15 protein-coding genes and 2 pseudogenes are annotated in these 15,928 nt (G+C 69.4%); 9 read left to right on the top strand and 8 right to left on the bottom strand.

Features of this window, described 5'->3' with window-relative positions; genetic code table 11:
* Nucleotides 1-594, bottom strand: a pseudogene (locus R1101_RS0105935) (polysaccharide biosynthesis protein); the annotation flags it as partial.
* Between the two features lie 42 nt (nucleotides 595-636).
* Between R1101_RS0105935 and R1101_RS0105930 the strand changes: the two are divergent.
* Nucleotides 637-2,460 (top strand): hypothetical protein, encoded by a 1,824-nt coding sequence (locus R1101_RS0105930; protein WP_051017481.1) that lies wholly within the window; start codon nucleotides 637-639, stop codon nucleotides 2,458-2,460.
* Here the strand turns inward: R1101_RS0105930 and R1101_RS0105925 are convergent.
* Nucleotides 2,371-3,600: a glycosyltransferase family 4 protein gene (locus tag R1101_RS0105925; protein ID WP_016932547.1), complete on the bottom strand. Its 1,230-nt coding sequence runs from the start codon at nucleotides 3,598-3,600 to the stop codon at nucleotides 2,371-2,373. The genes R1101_RS0105930 and R1101_RS0105925 overlap by 90 nt on opposite strands.
* Before the next feature lie 186 nt (nucleotides 3,601-3,786).
* On the opposite strand from R1101_RS0105925, the gene R1101_RS0105920 reads away from it, so the two are divergent.
* The 3 genes from R1101_RS0105920 (at nucleotide 3,787) to R1101_RS0105910 (ending at nucleotide 6,004) form a co-directional block, all read left to right on the top strand.
* Nucleotides 3,787-4,542, top strand: a complete 756-nt coding sequence (locus tag R1101_RS0105920) for a class I SAM-dependent methyltransferase (protein WP_016932546.1) — start codon at nucleotides 3,787-3,789, stop codon at nucleotides 4,540-4,542.
* A 22-nt stretch (nucleotides 4,543-4,564) separates the two neighbouring features.
* On the top strand, nucleotides 4,565-5,467 hold the full coding sequence (locus R1101_RS0105915) for an ROK family protein (protein ID WP_016932545.1): 903 nt from the start codon (nucleotides 4,565-4,567) through the stop codon (nucleotides 5,465-5,467).
* Nucleotides 5,468-5,572: 105 nt separating this feature from the next.
* A complete protein-coding gene (locus tag R1101_RS0105910; RefSeq protein ID WP_026002933.1) occupies nucleotides 5,573-6,004 on the top strand; it encodes a CBS domain-containing protein in 432 nt (143 codons plus the stop codon).
* 9 nt (nucleotides 6,005-6,013) lie between these two features.
* Here the strand turns inward: R1101_RS0105910 and R1101_RS0105905 are convergent, their stop codons facing one another.
* Nucleotides 6,014-6,430, bottom strand: a complete 417-nt coding sequence (locus tag R1101_RS0105905; protein ID WP_016932543.1) for a hypothetical protein — start codon at nucleotides 6,428-6,430, stop codon at nucleotides 6,014-6,016.
* Between the two features lie 110 nt (nucleotides 6,431-6,540).
* On the opposite strand from R1101_RS0105905, the gene R1101_RS0105900 reads away from it, so the two are divergent.
* The gene (locus R1101_RS0105900; RefSeq protein WP_016932542.1) at nucleotides 6,541-7,020 is read left to right on the top strand and encodes a nucleoside deaminase; all 480 of its coding nucleotides are present in this window, start codon (nucleotides 6,541-6,543) and stop codon (nucleotides 7,018-7,020) included.
* A gap of 115 nt (nucleotides 7,021-7,135) precedes the next feature.
* On the top strand, nucleotides 7,136-8,584 hold the full coding sequence (locus R1101_RS0105895; protein ID WP_016932541.1) for an aldehyde dehydrogenase: 1,449 nt from the start codon (nucleotides 7,136-7,138) through the stop codon (nucleotides 8,582-8,584).
* A gap of 79 nt (nucleotides 8,585-8,663) precedes the next feature.
* Here the strand turns inward: R1101_RS0105895 and epsC are convergent, their stop codons facing one another.
* Together epsC and cysK are read right to left on the bottom strand one after the other, a co-directional pair.
* Nucleotides 8,664-9,242, bottom strand: coding sequence for a serine O-acetyltransferase EpsC (epsC, locus tag R1101_RS0105890; protein ID WP_016932540.1), 579 nt, complete (start codon nucleotides 9,240-9,242; stop codon nucleotides 8,664-8,666).
* An 8-nt stretch (nucleotides 9,243-9,250) separates the two neighbouring features.
* Entirely contained in the window at nucleotides 9,251-10,186 is a 936-nt protein-coding gene (gene cysK / locus R1101_RS0105885) for a cysteine synthase A (RefSeq protein ID WP_016932539.1), read from the bottom strand.
* Between the two features lie 275 nt (nucleotides 10,187-10,461).
* Between cysK and R1101_RS0105880 the strand changes: the two genes are divergently transcribed.
* From R1101_RS0105880 to R1101_RS0105870, 3 genes are all read left to right on the top strand, one after another.
* Nucleotides 10,462-11,046, top strand: a complete 585-nt coding sequence (locus R1101_RS0105880; RefSeq protein WP_037222260.1) for a hypothetical protein — start codon at nucleotides 10,462-10,464, stop codon at nucleotides 11,044-11,046.
* Nucleotides 11,046-12,215: a zinc-dependent alcohol dehydrogenase gene (locus R1101_RS0105875; RefSeq protein WP_026002931.1), complete on the top strand. Its 1,170-nt coding sequence runs from the start codon at nucleotides 11,046-11,048 to the stop codon at nucleotides 12,213-12,215. The genes R1101_RS0105880 and R1101_RS0105875 overlap by 1 nt, the downstream gene beginning before the upstream one ends.
* 64 nt (nucleotides 12,216-12,279) lie before the next feature.
* Nucleotides 12,280-12,756, top strand: a complete 477-nt coding sequence (locus tag R1101_RS0105870) for a VOC family protein (RefSeq protein WP_016932536.1) — start codon at nucleotides 12,280-12,282, stop codon at nucleotides 12,754-12,756.
* 60 nt (nucleotides 12,757-12,816) lie between these two features.
* On the opposite strand, the gene R1101_RS0105865 is transcribed toward R1101_RS0105870, so the two are convergent.
* The 3 genes and pseudogenes from R1101_RS0105865 to R1101_RS0105855 all read right to left on the bottom strand — a co-directional run.
* Complete coding sequence (locus R1101_RS0105865; RefSeq protein WP_016932535.1) at nucleotides 12,817-14,649, bottom strand: phosphoenolpyruvate carboxykinase (GTP); 1,833 nt, start codon at nucleotides 14,647-14,649, stop codon at nucleotides 12,817-12,819.
* Between the two features lie 277 nt (nucleotides 14,650-14,926).
* Complete coding sequence (locus R1101_RS0105860) at nucleotides 14,927-15,307, bottom strand: DUF6802 family protein (RefSeq protein ID WP_016932534.1); 381 nt, start codon at nucleotides 15,305-15,307, stop codon at nucleotides 14,927-14,929.
* A 36-nt stretch (nucleotides 15,308-15,343) separates the two neighbouring features.
* Nucleotides 15,344-15,928, bottom strand: a pseudogene (locus tag R1101_RS0105855) (hypothetical protein); the annotation flags it as partial.

Genomic DNA, 15,928 nt, shown 5'->3' with positions numbered 1-15,928 from the left:
GGCCGGCGCGACCACACCTGTCCCGATCGCACCGGCGAACAGCGCCGCGCCGGGACCGCCTCCGACGGCGAGCACCGCGACCGCCGGCACCACCTTCGCGATGCCTGCGGCGCCCAGGACGACACTGAGCGCAGCGAACCTGCCCCGCCCCTGGAGCAGACCCTGCTCGGCGGCGAGCAGGACGAGCAGCGGTGCGGTGAGGAGCGATCCGAACGCTCCCCCGACGCTCGTGTCGAGCGCCCACGCCACGACGGGCACGAGGAGCATCGCGACGACGAAGGCGAGCACGGCGCAGCGGTAACCGAGACGGCGCAGAGCGGCGGTACCCGTGCCGTGCACGGCCTCCCGGGCGACGACCGTCTGCAACGCCAGGGCCGGCACGGCGAGGACGAGTTGTGCGGCGAGCAGGCTCGCGAACTCGCCGTATCCGGCAGGCCCGAGCCAGCGTCCCGCCGGCAGGTGCAGCAGATACGACGCGAGGTTTGCGGTCATCGCGCCGACCGTCACCAGCGTCATGCCCGTGACGGCGGTCCCCGTCGTCGAACCACGGGTGGTCTCGGCGCCCTCCGACGCGGGTCGGGGTGTTCGCGGCATCCGCTCATCCTCCCATCCGGAACGACACCGTATTCTGCCGCCATGCCACGCCCGGAGTCGTCCCGCATGCCCATCCGGGCGGCACTGCCGGCGGCAGCGCCCCCGGTGTGGTCGCTGGCGCTGACCGTCGCGGTGCTCGGTCCGTTCCTCGTCTCCCCCGGCTACCTGCTCTTCCGCGACGCGGTGAGCACTCCCCGGTCGTTCCCGACCGATTCCGCACTCGGACTGTCCGACGCCGCGGCCCGCGCGGTGCCGCAGGACGCCCTGCTGGCGTGGGTGAGCACCGTCGTGGACGGCGGTGTCGCGGTCACGGCACTTCTGGCCGCGTCGTTGTGGGCCGCGGGATGGGGGGCGGCACGGCTGGTCGCGGTGGTGCTGCCCACGAGTGGCATCGGTGCCCGGCTCGTGGCGGCGACGGTGGCGATCTGGAATCCGTACGTCGCCGAGCGGTTGTTGCAGGGGCATTGGAGTCTGCTCGCCGGGTATGCCGCGCTGCCGTGGACGATCTGTGCGGCCGTCGCGATCCGGCGGCGCCGACGCGGCGGGTGGGCATCGATGGCAGTCTGCCTGGCTGCCGCGGGCCTGACCCCGACCGGCGCGCTGCTGGCGATCGTGACGGCATGCGCTGTCCTCGCCGCCCCCGGTGGACGGACGCGGGTGCTGCCGCGGGTGGGCACCGCGCTCGCCCTGGGTGTCGCGGTGTCGCTGCCGTGGCTGGTCGCGACGGCGCTCGCCGGGGGCGGCACCGAAGCAGATCCCGCCGGTGTGCGCGCGTTCGCCGCGCGGGCCGAACCCCTTCTCGGCACGATCGGTTCGGTGGCGGGGCTCGGCGGGATCTGGAACGCCGATGCCGTCCCCGCCTCGCGCACGACGGGATGGGCTCTGGTGGGCACCCTGCTGCTGCTCGCAGTGGTGGCGTGCGGTGTGCCGGCACTGTGGCGCCGGCGCGGCAATCCCGTGATCGTCGCGCTCGTCGCGCCGGCCGTCCTTGCGGTGCTCGTCGTCGCGCTCGCCGCGACCGGCCCGGGACTCGCCCTCGGCGAATGGGCGATGGTGCACGTTCCCGGCGCCGGCCTGCTGCGCGACACCCAGAAGTGGGTCGCGTGGGCGATGCCCGCCTACGCGCTCGCCGCGGCTGCAGGTACGACGGTCCTCGCGCGGCGCTTCGCGGCGCCCGAACCGGTGTGGGCGGCGGCCGCGATCGTCGCCGTGCTGGTCGCGCTCCCCGACCTGGTGTGGGGTGTCGGCGGGCAGTTACGGCCCGTGCGGTATCCGGCGGGCTGGGAGCGGGTGTCGCAGATCGTGACGGCCGGCGACGGCGATGTGGCCGTTCTGCCCGCGGGCATGTTCCGGGTCTTCGACTTCTCCGGCCCGGTGCCGGTTCTCGATCCGTCCCCCCGGATGCTGCGCGCCGACGTCCTGCAGACCGGAACTCTCGTCGTCGCCGACGGCAGCGTCGACGGTGAGGGTCGCCGCGCGGCGGACGTCGAGGCCCTGTTGCTGTCCGGTGCGGACCCGAGTGCGCTCGCCGCCCGCGGGGTGGGCTGGGTGCTCGTCGAGCACGGCACGCCGGGTGAACTCGGCGACGCGCAGAGCACGCTCGGAGCTCTCGGCGACGCGCAGAGCACGCTCGGAGCTCTCGGCGACGCGCAGAGCACGCTCGGAGCTCTCGGCACTGCCTACCGCGACGAGGATCTGAGCCTGTACCGGGTGGAGGGGGTCACCTCGCCGCCGTCACCCCACCGGGCGCCGGCGGTCGGGGCGCACGTGGTGTGGCTACTGGTACTGGCCGGCGGCGCTGGATGTGCGCTCGGGCAGCGGGTCGGTGAGAGACGACGGCTCGTCGGCGCGCGGGAACAGTCCTGAGACGGTGTGCCCGAAGGTCGTGACGGACAGGACCTCGTGGACACCCTCACCCGTGGCCTCCCACGAGAATTCGCCGGCACGGATGCGGGCCTTGTTGCCGAGCTGACGACGACGGTCCGCGTCGGCGAGCAGATCGGCGACGGCGGCGGTCAGTTCGGCGGGCGAGTCGACGAGCAGACCGGTGACGCCGTCGATGATCGAGTCGGTGAGTCCTCTGGAGCTGCGGTAGCCGATGGTGGGCACGCCGTGCTGGGCGGCTTCGACCACCGCGAGCCCCCACCCCTCCTTACGCGAGGGCATCACGTGAACCCATGCGCGCGAGAGCAATTCGTGCTTCCGCTCTTCGTCGACGTGGCCGTGGAAGGTGACGGCGTCGCCGATACCGAGTTCGGCGGCCGCATCGCGGAGGTTCTGCTCCCACCAGCCGCCGCCGATGACGTCGAGGTGCAGGCCCGGAACCGTGCCGCGCAGCGCCGCGACCGCGGCGAGGGCATCCTCGATCTGCTTGTGCGGCACCAGCCGCGAGAGTACGCACATGCTGGGATGAGCCGTTCGCGTGTCGTCGCCACCCGCCGCGACACCGGCGGGGACGGCGTCGACGCCGTTGCGGACCACCGCGATCCGCTCCCGGTCGACGCCGAGAGCGCGCAGCTCGTCGGCGGACGGGAGCGAGACGGTGAGGTACTGGTTGCGGCGGTGCACGCGCGGCGACAGCGACGACTCGATCCACCAGCCGAGCGTGGCCATCAGTCTGCCTGCGACCGGCCACTGCTCACGATGGCAGTGGTGCACGAGCACCGTGACCGGCGCGCCGGCGACGAGCCGCGCGAAGAAGGGGATGCCGTTCTGGGTGTCGATCACGGCGTCGGGGCGGACACCGGCGAGGGGACCGACACCGAACCTGCCTGCGAGGATCGCGGCGAGTGCGCGCGGATAGACGGTGAGCCGTCCCCCGCCGCGGCTGACGGTGATGCCGTCGATGCGGTCGCGCTTCGCGGCGCCGGGGTATGCGGCGGTTCGCAGGACGACCCGGACGCCGCGCGCCGCGAGCTGCGCTCCGACCTGTTCGAGATACCGCTCGCTGCCGCCCCCCTGCGGATGCCCGCTGTCGCGCCAGCAGAGCAGCAGAACCTCCCGCACGCGGCGACCCCCTGTAGTGACTCGACCAGCCTGCCGGTGTCGACTCGACCACCCGGCCGGGCAGATGTGACTCGGACGATGACAGGGACACAGTAGCGGGTGCCCGTCGGCGACAGGTGAGGGACGAGTACAAGCGCAGCACTAAGGTGACTGGACGTGCCTTCGACGACACCACCCCGCACCGACGTGACCCGGTTGTTCGCCCGCCGCGCCACACTGCGCCGTTCCGCGGGGTTGCTCGGCAGCTTCCGGTTCGAGCAGACGGCACCGGAGAAGTTCTACGGCGGTCTCGCCCGCGACACCGTCGATCTGATCGGCGACCTCTACACGGGCCTGACCGGCACCGATCTGACGGGAACCACGGTCGTCGACGTCGGTGGTGGGCCCGGATACTTCGCCGACGCATTCACCGAAGTGGGATCCCGGTACGTTCCGATCGAGCCCGACCCCTCGGAGATGCACGCCGCCGGTCTGCAGGTGGGCGGCGCGATCCGTGGCTCCGGGCTGGCGTTGCCGCTGCGGACCGGATCGGTCGACGTGTGCTTCTCGTCGAACGTCGCCGAACACGTCGCGACGCCGTGGGCGATGGCCGACGAGATGCTGCGCGTCACGCGCCCCGGCGGGCTGATGGTGCTGTCGTACACCCTGTGGTGGGGTCCGTTCGGTGGGCACGAGACCGGTCCGTGGCACGCCTTCGGAGGCGAGTACGCGGCCCGTCGTTACGCCCGCAAGCACGGCCGGGAACCGAAGAACCGGTACGGGGTGTCGCTGTTCGACGTCGGTGCCGACGACGGCCTGCGCTGGGCACGCTCGACGCCGGACGGCGAACTGCTCGCGGCGTTTCCCCGCTACCACCCGAGGTGGGCGTGGTGGCTCGTGCACGTGCCCGGCGTCCGGGAGTTCCTCGTCAGCAACCTGGTACTGGTCCTGCGGCGTCGCTGACCGGTCGCTTAGTGTCGTGTCCATGACCGCATTGGCCCTGGACGTCGGCGGCACCAAGCTCGCCGCGGCCGTCGCCGCCGACGACGGCACCCCGCTCGAAGCCCGGTCCGTGCCGGTCCCCTCGAACGACGTGTGGGGCGCGTGCGCGGGACTGCTACGGCAGGTCGAAGAGATCGGCGCCGGGCCGGTGACCGCCGTGGGAATTGCCGCGGCAGGGCCGGTCGACACGACGACCGGCACGATCGGCCCGATCAACATCTCCGAGTGGAGTTCCGGTTTCGCACTCGTCGACGCCGTGCGCGGCCTGTTCCCCGGCGCCCGGGTGGACCTGGTGATGGACGGAGCCGCAGCGACCCTGGCCGAGCAGCGCTTCGGGGCCGGACGCGACGTCGCCGACCTGCTCGGCGTCGTGCTGGGCACCGGTATCGGCGGAGGTCTGGTACTCGGGGGCCGGATCGTGCGCGGCCGCACCGGCAATGCCGGCCACATCGGGCACGTGGTCTCGCCCTACGGTACGACGGTGTGCGCGTGCGGGGGCGTCGGCTGCATCGAGACGGTGGCGAGCGGCCCGTCGGCGGTGCGCTGGGCCCGTGCCCACGGCTGGGACGGGCCCGACGGCGTCGCGCTCGCTGCGGACGCCGAGGCCGGAGTCGGCGTCGCCGCAGCGGCACTCGAACGGGCCGGGACGGCGCTGGGCCAGGTCGTCGCGTCGGCAGCCGCACTGGCAGATGTGGGGCGGGTGGTCGTCGGTGGAGGATTCGCCCAGGCCGGTGGCCACCTGTGGCGACCCATGCTCGCGTCGGCGGCGCGGCACGCCCGCCTGACGTTCGTGCAGGACCTGCGGATCGTCCCCGCCGAACTCGGTGCCCTGGGCACTCTCACCGGCGCCGCGATCGCCGCTGCAGGTCACGACTGGGTAACCTGACCGGGCACGCCGCACTTTCCGGCCTACCCTGAGGACCACATCGGAATCCCGGCCGAAACCGGTGGCGGTCCGCCGGGATGCCGGCGAGCGGATCGGCGGTACCGGATGCGGATTGCTGACATTTTGCGGAACAAGGGCTCGGCGGTGCACACGGTCGCGCCCGGCACCACGGTGTGCGAACTCATCGGCGATTTCGCGCGGTTCAACATCGGCGCGATGGTGGTGTGCGAGGGCAAGACCGTCGCGGGCATCGTCACCGAACGCGACGTCGTGCGTGCCCTGCACGAACGCGGCCCGTCGATCCTTGCGGCACCGGCGCACGAACTGATGTCCCGGACGGTGACGACCTGCCTGCCCAGCGATTCGGTCGACAGTCTCGCCGAGACCATGACCGAACAACGGATCCGGCACCTGCCGGTCGTGGTCGACGCTCGGCTGGTCGGGATCGTCAGTATCGGCGACGTGGTCAAGAGCCGCATCGACGAGCTACAGACCGAACGCGACCAGCTCGCCTCGTACATCCACGACGGCGGGTGAACCTCCGGGTCAGTTCTCGCCGGTCGCGTCGTCGCCGGAAGCAGCGTCCTCGGTGGCACCGTCCTGGCCGGCCCCGCCCTCGGTGACGCTCGGCCGGTCGAGGATGCTCACGCTCATCCCGTAGGGCAGGAACCGCACCGAGCGTCGCGGATCGGTGTTGCCCTTGAGTGTGCGCAGCGCGTCCAGTTCGGTGCGATGGACCTGGTCGACGCGGGCGACGCCGTCGTCGTCGGTGGTGTAGACGACCCAGACCCCGTCGCCCTTCTCACCGGTGGTCTCGGGCCGTGGCTGGGTGCGCGTCGGCGCCGCGGGTGGCTCGAGGAACGAGAAGATGCGGTCCTTCAGCTCCCGCAGTTCCTCTCCGGCCTCCCGCACCACGCGGTCGAGATCTTCGGGGTCGAATCCGAACGGATTGTTCTCCGCCATGACATGTCTCCTGACCGTTGGGCACTGTCCAGTGTGGTGACGGTGAGCGATTCGCGCCACCCGACTCCTCCCCCGCCCTACTGTGCAGCCGAGGGAGGAAGGAGACGTTCATGGTGAACGACACGGATCTGCAACATCTGAGGCGGTGCGTCGAACTCGCGGAGGAGGCGGTCGCGGCAGGTGACGAGCCGTTCGGGTCGGTGCTCGTCGACGCGGACGGCGAGGTCCTGGCCGAGGACCGCAACCGCGTCGCCGACGGCGACAGCACCCGACATCCCGAGTTCGCCCTCGCGCGGTGGGCGGCCGAACATCTCGACCCGGACCGGCGCGCCACCGCCACCGTCTACACCTCCGGTGAGCACTGCCCGATGTGCGCGGCCGCGCACGGCTGGGTGGGCCTGGGGCGGATCGTCTACGCGGCGTCGTCCGAGCAACTGGTCCGGTGGCTCGGCGAGATGGGCGTGCCGCCGGCACCCGTCCGTCCGCTGCCGATCCGCGAGGTCGTGCCCGATGCCGTCGTCGACGGGCCCGCGCCCGAACTCGAGCAGACGATTCGCTCGCTGCACCGGCGCTGTCACCTCGGGGAGTGAGCCTTCCCGTCCCATCCGGTCTGGTCACCCCCTGGTCAATAGTTGTAACGTGTTCTAGTGTTCGAGGTCACACGAATACGGCCGATACACGAGCACAGCCAGGTGAGGAAGCGACATGACCGACTACGACAAGTTGTTCATCGGCGGCGAGTGGGTGGCACCGTCGACCGACGAGAGACTCGAGGTGTTCTCCCCCGCCACCGAGGAGCGGGTCGGCTCCGTGCCGGTCGCAGGACCGAAGGATGTCGACGCCGCGGTCGCCGCCGCCCGGCGCGCCTTCGACGACGGACCGTGGCCGCGCACGTCGCCGGCCGAACGCGCGCAGGTACTCGCCAAGGCCGTCGCGCTCATCGAGGAACGCAACGACGAGATCGCCGCCGTCCTCGGTTCCGAACTCGGCCAGCCGGGCCCCTCCGTCCAGATGGTGCAGATGACACCGGCCCTGGGGACGCTGAATTTCTATGCCGGACTGGCTGATTCGTTCAACTGGGTCGAGGAACGGGTCGGCTCGTTCGGCCGCACCCGCGTCACCCGCGAACCGGTCGGCGTCGTCGCCGCCGTCATCGCGTGGAACGTGCCGCTGTTCCTGTGCGCGAACAAGATCGCACCCGCACTGCTCGCCGGATGCTCCGTGGTGCTCAAGCCTGCCCCCGAGGCCCCGCTGGCCGTGAACCTCGTCGCCGAGATCTTCACCGAGGCCGGTCTTCCCGAGGGCGTGCTGTCGGTGGTTCCGGGCGGCGCGGACACCGGCGAGAGCCTCGTGTCCCATCCGGACATCGACAAGATCACCTTCACCGGGTCGACCGCGGTGGGCAAGCACATCGGCGAGATCGCGGCGCGCAATCTCAAGCGCTGCTCGCTCGAACTCGGCGGCAAGTCCGCGGCCATCGTCCTCGAGGACGCGGACCTCGACTCCACCGTCGCCATGCTGGTGATGTCGGGGCTGATCAACACCGGCCAGGCCTGTGTCGGCCAGACGCGGATCCTGGCTCCCCGTTCCCGCTACGACGAGGTCGTCGAGAAGGTCGCCGGCGCAACCGCGTTCTTCCCCGTCGGGCCTCCCGGCGACGAGGCCGCGCAGATCGGTCCGCTGATCTCCGCCAAGCAGCGCGACCGCGTCGAAGGCTACATCGCCAAGGGCACGGAGGAGGGTGCCCGCGTCGTGATCGGCGGCGGCCGTCCGGCGCACCTCGACAAGGGTTACTTCGTCGAGCCGACGATCTTCGCCGACGTCGACAACTCGATGACGATCGCCCGCGAGGAGATCTTCGGGCCCGTCATCTGCGTGATCCCCTACGACAGCGTCGACGAAGCGGTGAAGATCGCCAACGACTCCGATTACGGCCTCGCCGGTTCCGTGTACACCACCGACGTCGAGAAGGGCCTCGAGATCGCGTCGCGCGTGCGCACCGGCACCTACGGAATCAACTGGTACGCCTTCGATCCCGGTTCACCGTTCGGTGGATTCAAGAATTCCGGCATCGGACGCGAGAACGGCCCCGAAGGACTCGAGGCGTTCTGCGAGCTGAAGTCCGTGCTCTATCCGCCCGGCTACGAGGGCTGATCCCGTACGACGAGGGGGAGGGTATGTGCGAATTCTCCGACGAGAACGCACATACCCTCCCCCTCGGCAGGACACGACCTCAGATGTACATGGCGGGATCGATGTAGGTCGTCGGATCCACGAGCGGTTCGTGCTTCTTGCGGGAGCGGACGGTCGCGGGGATGCCCGTGGCGATCGAATCCGCCGGCACGTCGTGGGTGACCACGGCGTTGGCACCGATCGCGCTGTCGTCCCCGATCACCACCGGGCCGAGGACCTTCGCCCCTGCTCCGACGGTGACCCGGTTGCCCAGCGTCGGATGACGCTTCTCCTTCGCCAGCGACCGGCCACCGAGCGTCACGCCGTGGTAGAGCATCACGTCGTCGCCGATCTCGGCCGTCTCGCCGATGACCACGCCCATGCCGTGGTCGATGAAGAAACGACGCCCGATGGTCGCGCCGGGATGGATCTCGATGCCGGTGAGGAATCGGGTGAACTGCGCGAGGATCCGCGCAGGTCCCTTCAGCGCGGGCACCTGCCACATCCGGTGCGCGATGCGGTGCGACCAGATCGCGTGCAGCCCCGAGTAGACGACGGCGTTCTCCGCGTCGCTGCGCGCGGCCGGATCGTGGCCGCGCGCAGACTGCAGATCCTCCCGCAGAGTGTGCAGGATACCCACGACGGCGATCAGTCCCGGATGTGTTCGAACAGCGGGGTGGAGATGTACCGCTCACCGAAGTCGCAGACGACGGCGACGATCAGCTTGCCGGCGTTCTCGGGACGCTTCGCCAGCTCGAGGGCCGCCCAGACGATCGCACCCGACGAGATGCCGCCGAGAATGCCTTCCTGGGTGCCCAGATCGCGCGCGATACGAATCGAATCCTCGAACGACACGTCGACGATCTCGTCGTAGACCTCGCGGTCGAGCACGTCGGGCACGAAGTTGGCGCCGATGCCCTGGATCTTGTGCGGTCCGGGCTCGCCACCGTTGAGGATCGGCGAGTCGACCGGCTCGACACCGACGACCTTCACGTCCGGCTTGTACTCCTTGAGCCTGCGGCCCGCGCCCGTGATGGTGCCGCCCGTACCGATGCCGGCCACGAAGATGTCGACCTCACCGGCGGTGTCCTTCCAGATCTCCTCACCGGTCGTGTTGTAGTGGATCTCCGGGTTCGCGGGGTTGCCGAACTGGCGGGCGAGGATCGCGTTCTCGGTGTTCGCGACGATCTCCTCGGCCTTCGCGACGGCACCCTTCATGCCCTCGGAGCCGGGGGTGAGGACGATCTCGGCGCCGTAGGCGCGGAGCATGACGCGACGCTCGGTGGACATCGTCTCGGGCATCGTGAGGATGACCTTGTAGCCGCGTGCAGCGCCGACCATCGCGAGCGCGATGCCGGTGTTGCCGGAGGTGCCCTCGACGATCGTGCCGCCGGGCTTCAGCTCACCGGACTTCTCGGCCGCGTCGATGATCGCGACGCCGATACGGTCCTTGACGCTGTTCGCCGGGTTGTAGAACTCGAGCTTCACGGCGACCGTCGCGCCGGACCCCTCGGTCAGACGGTTGAGCTTGACGATCGGGGTGCGCCCGACCAGCTCGGTGACATTGTTGTAGATACCGCTCATATGGGCCGATCCCTCCTAGCGGTCGTAGCGACGACCGGGTCGTTTCCGTCACACCATTGCATCATTCGCTGATACGTGCTGTGCAGCCGGGGAGCCGTGCACACGCCCCGGTCACGCGCATGCGCGGGCACAGTGCGGCGACGGTGTGTCGGTCCGGCGTACACGGGTACTCAACATCAGCGGCCGCCTCGATCTTCCCGACGCCCACTGTGGCGTTCGTCGTCCGATCCGGCGACCGGCGGTCCCTGTCCGTCCGTACCGGTGAGGAGACGACGGTGGTCGATTTCGGCAGAGTCGTGCAGAACGCGAGCAAGGTCGCGGAGAACGCGAGCAGAGTCGTCGACAACGCGGGCAGGGCGGTGAACCATGCCGGTCACACGGTCGGCGGACTCGTCCGGCGCGCCGTGGACCGGCCCGTCGACGCGCGGAAACCGCAGACGGTGACCGTGACGGTTCCGCGGGCGCAGGTCATGCAGTTCTGGCGGGATCCCGAGAACCTGAGCAGAGTGTTCGGCGATCACGTGCGGGTCGAGACGGTCGAGGCGAACCGTCTGCGCTGGACCTGGGACGTCGCCGGCAGATCCACGATCTGGGACACCCGGGTCGATGTCACCTCGGAGGGCCTCGCATTCGTCGGAGAGGACGACGCGGACACGCCGGGTCCCCGAGTGGTCCTCGCGGTGTCCGACGCACCGCGCGGCACCGCGATGACGCTGCGCGCCCAGGTTCCCGCTCCCGACCTGGTCACCGGCGCGTGGACCTTCACCGCCCTCTACCGTGCGCGCGCCCTCATGCAGACCGGCGAGATCCCCACCCTGCAGGGCAGTCCGAGTGCCCGCGAATCGGAAGGAGACGCCTGATGCGAGCCCTGTGCTGGATGGGTGTGAACGAATTATCGGTCGAGACGGTCGACGATCCCGGCCTGGTCAATCCGCACGACGTGATCGTGAAGGTCCGCCTCACCACGACCTGCGGTTCCGATCTGCACTTTCTCGGCGGTTACCTACCGGGGATGCGCGAGGGCGACGTGATCGGCCACGAGTTCATGGGCGAGATCGTGGAGACCGGCCCGGAGGTGACCTCGGTACACGTCGGCGACCGGGTGGTCGTGCCGTCGTTCATCGGATGCGGGACATGCCCGTACTGCGCCGACGGACTGCACGCCGCGTGCGACACCACCAATCCGAACGCCGCCATGCAGCAGCCTCTGCTCGGCTATCCCACCGGCGGCATCTACGGGTACACCCATCCTTTCGGCGGGTATCAGGGTTCGCACGCCGAATACATCCGCGTGCCCTTCGGCGACGTCAACTGCTTCCGGATCCCCGAGGGTGTCGGTGACGAGCAGGCCCTGTTCCTGTCGGACGCGGTGCCGACGGGATATATGGGTGCCGATTTCTGCGACATCTCCTCGGGTGACACCGTGGCGGTCTGGGGTGCCGGCGCTGTCGGTCTCATGGCCGCGGCGAGCGCGAGGATCATGGGTGCCGAAAGGGTGATCGTGATCGACCGTTTCCGCGATCGCCTCGACCGCGCCGCGAAGAAGGTCGGCGCCGAGACGGTGGATTACACCGAGGTCGACAGCGTCTACGAGACGCTGCGCGAGAGCACCGGTGGGCGCGGGCCGGACGCGTGTATCGACGCGGTGGGCATGGAAGGCCACGGCACCGGCGTCATGCAGGCCTACGACAAGGTCAAGCAGGCACTGCGGATGGAGAGCGACCGCGCGACCTCCCTGCGGGAGGCGATCCTGTCCTGCGGCAAGGGCGGTGTGGTGTCGGTGCTGGGCATCTACGGTGTCACCGACAAGTTCCCGATGGCCGTCCTGACGAACAAGAGCCTCACATTGCGGACGGCACAGCAACACGGCCAGCGGTACATGCCCACCCTGTTCGAGCACGTCCTCGAGAACAGGCTGGACCCGAGTTGGCTCATGACGCACGACCTTCCGCTCACCGAGGCGGTACGCGGATACGAGATGTTCGAGAAGAAGGAGGACGACTGCCTGCGCGCGGTCTTCCGTCCGTGAGCCGGATCCTCACCGGTCGGGTTTCTTCAATACGAGCGCACGGCCGCCGTCCGACACTGACACCATGACGAATTCGGTGAATCCGGTCCCCGAGGGATACACCTCCCTCACACCCTTCCTCGTCGTCCACGACGGAGGACGCGCGATCGACTTCTACAGCGAGGCGTTCGGAGCGACCGTCGTCGACCGGATGGACGGCCCCGACGGGAAGGTCGTGCATGCCGAACTCGACTTCGGCAACGGCCGAATGCAATTGAGCGATCCGCATCCCGAGATGGGTCTGCACACGCCCGGCGGAACGAACGAGGTCGACCATTCGTACGTGCTGTACTGCACGGACGTCGACGCCGTATTCGCGCGAGCCGTCACCCTCGGCTCCCGGGTGTTCGAGGAGCCGTCGACCTTCGTGACCGGCGACCGGTTCGCCTCGATCCTCGATCCCTTCGGTCACCGCTGGGCCGTGATGACGCGGGTCGAGAACGTTCCGGCCGAAGAGGCGAAGCGACGACTCGACGAGTGGGCGGCGCAGCAGAACGCGTGAAGGACGACGATGCCCGCTTCCGGAAGTACCGGAAGCGGGCATCGTCGTAACAGGATCGAATCAGCCCAGGCGCTGCTTCAGTGCCTCGAACTCGTCGCGGATGCCCGCGGGCACCTTCTCGCCGAGGAAGTCGAACCACTCGGCGATGCCGTCGATCTCGGCCTTCCACTCGTCGACATCGACCTTCAGGGCCTCGTCGACGTCGGCGGGCTCGACATCGAGACCGTCGAGCGTGAGGTCGGCGGCCGTGGGAACGTAGCCGATCGGCGTGGACTGCGCGCCGGCCTTGTTCTCGATACGGTCGACGATCCACTTGAGCACACGCGAGTTCTCGCCGAAGCCGGGCCACAGGAAGCGGCCGTCGTCGCCACGACGGAACCAGTTGACGTAGAAGATCTTCGGCAGCTTGTCCTCGTCGGCGTTCTTGCCGAGCGTGATCCAGTGGTTCAGGTAGTCGCCGGCGTTGTAGCCGAGGAACGGCAGCATCGCCATCGGGTCGCGACGGACGCTACCGACCTTGCCCTCGGCCGCGGCGGTCTGCTCGGACGACAGGGTCGCGCCGAGGAAGGTGCCGTGCTGCCAGTCGAAGGACTGGCTCACGAGGGGCACCGTCGTCTTGCGGCGTCCGCCGAACAGGATCGCCGAGATCGGCACACCCTGCGGGTCGTCCCACTCGGGAGCGAGGATCGGGCACTGCGACATCGGGGTGCAGTAGCGCGAGTTCGGGTGCGCGGCGTTGGTGCCGGACTCGGGGGTCCAGTCGTTGCCCAGCCAGTCGGTGAGGTGCGCCGGGGTCCCGCCGCCGATGCCCTCCCACCAGATGTCGCCGTCGTCGGTCTTCGCGACGTTGGTGTAGATGGTGTTGCCGGCCTCGATGGTGGCCATCGCGTTCGGGTTCGAATCCGCGCTGGTGCCCGGAGCGACGCCGAAGAAGCCGAACTCCGGGTTGACGGCGTAGAGACGGCCGTCCTTGCCGAAGCGCATCCACGCGATGTCGTCGCCGAGGGTCTCGGCGCGCCAGCCGGGGATGGTCGGCTGGATCATCGCGAGGTTGGTCTTGCCGCACGCCGACGGGAACGCCGCGGCGACGTAGTACGCCTTGTCCTCGGGGGAGATGAGCTTGAGGATCAGCATGTGCTCGGCGAGCCAGCCCTCGTCGTGGGCCATCGCCGACGCGATACGCAGTGAGTAGCACTTCTTGCCGAGCAGGGCGTTGCCGCCGTAACCGGAGCCGAAGCTCCAGATCTCACGGGTCTCGGGGAAGTGGGTGATGTACTTGGTGTCGTTGCACGGCCACGGGACATCCTGCTGACCGGCCTCGAGCGGCGCACCCACCGAGTGCAGCGCCTTGACGAACGGACGGTCGGTGCCGAGCTTCTCGAGAGCCGCGGTGCCCATGCGGGTCATGATGCGCATCGAGACGACGACGTACTCCGAGTCGGTGAGCTCGACGCCGAGCTTCGGGTCGTCGGCACCGAGCGGGCCCATGCAGAACGGAACGACGTACAGGGTGCGTCCGCGCATGCAGCCGCGGTACAGCTCGGTCATCGTGGCGCGCATCTCGTCGGGCGCCATCCAGTTGTTGGTGGGGCCGGCGTCGATCTCGTTCTCCGAGCAGATGAACGTGCGCGACTCGACACGGGCGACATCGGACGGATCCGAGTTCGCGAGGAAGGAGTTCGGCTTCTTCTCGTCGTTCAGACGCGTGAAGGTGCCGGCCTCCACCAGCAGAGAAGTCAGACGGTCCCATTCCTCATCGGAGCCGTCGGCCCATACGACGCGATCGGGCTGGGTGAGCTCGGCAATCTCCTGGACCCAGGCAAGCAACTCGGCATGCTGGGTCGGAAGCTTGTCGTCGGTACCGTTCAAACCGGGAATGGTCGCTGAGGTCATCAAAACTCTCCTGGGGTGTGCCCGGAACCGGATCCCGCCGCCGACCTGCACTTTGTCGGTGCAGACGATGGCAGATCCGGGCTTTCCCCTCTCGGCAGGGGTACCACCTACTTCGTCCGTGGCCGAACGGCGAAGCAGGCGCCGGATGTCCTTTTCATAGAGGTTAACGTCGGAAGACCGACCGGCGTCACTCGGGGCCGGTCGGAAATCTCACAGAAACGATTCAGAGCGTGCGCACAATACCGTCCCCTCCCCCTGCTACGCAGCCGGAGATGAATCACTTCGACCCTTCTCCGTGGTGTACGTCGTATTCCAGGCTACCTGTGTCGAGACGGCTCCAGCGACCCGATCCGTCCAGCTCGCGACAGTATTCCCACACTCCGTAGCGTCCGTCGTCCGCGATCACCGACAGGCGGTCGCTGCTGCCGTCCAGATCGGTGTCGGTGGCGACCACGAGACCGTCGCCCCGGTCGCCGCCGTCTCCCCAGCGCTCACTGTCGGCGACCACCGTCTCGGCAACACCGTCGCCGTCGAGGTCGGTGGCCGGATCGAGGGCATCGGCCCAGGCAGCCACCTCGGAGGGGTCGAACACGGAAGGATCGAACGGATCGGTGAACGGATGGGGCGGTCCGCCCGATCCGCCGGCGAGTTCGGCCATCGTTTCCTTTCCGACCCGGCGGTCGCCGGATCGCTTCTATCCGGTTCGACGCACGCCGGCATCCCGCGGTTCCGGGTCGTGTCCGAGCGCCGCGAGGTCGCGTTCGCACGCCGCGATGCGGGCGCGCCGTTCCCCGCGGCGACAGGTGATCTCCGCGTCGATCGCCGCGATGCGCTCGCGCACGCGGGTCGCGTGCCGGTCGCGCGCGGCGATCGCGAGCGCAGTGGACTGCAGTTCCGTCTCGTGGATGCGGGTCCGGATCCAGTTGTCGAGCTCCGCGCGCACGGTGGCCAGCTCGTCGGCGATCCAGCGGCGCATCCGTTCCCGGTACGCGATACGCCTGCGGACCCGCATCAGCCAGCCCGCCGCCGGGACCGCGCACGCGATCGCGACCACCAGCGACATCCAGCCCGGCAGATTCCCGAACGGAGTGACGAGCAGCCTGCCGAGGCCCGCCCCTGCCGACGCGCCGAACACCACCGTCAGCGTGTCCTCCAGCGACCGCGCGGTCCCGGGCGGGCGGGACGTGCGGGTGGCTTCCGGGCCGGGTGTGCCCGGTGCGATCCGGGTCGTCTCCTCGGTGAGCCACGCGCACAGATCGTCGAGGTGGGCGTCGATCGT

The sequence above is a fragment of the Rhodococcus sp. R1101 genome, from assembly GCF_000278445.1.
Lineage (GTDB): Bacteria > Actinomycetota > Actinomycetes > Mycobacteriales > Mycobacteriaceae > Rhodococcus > Rhodococcus gordoniae.
The sequence above is the reverse complement of the archived record's forward strand: the minus strand, read 5'-3'. Positions and strand labels throughout refer to the sequence as shown.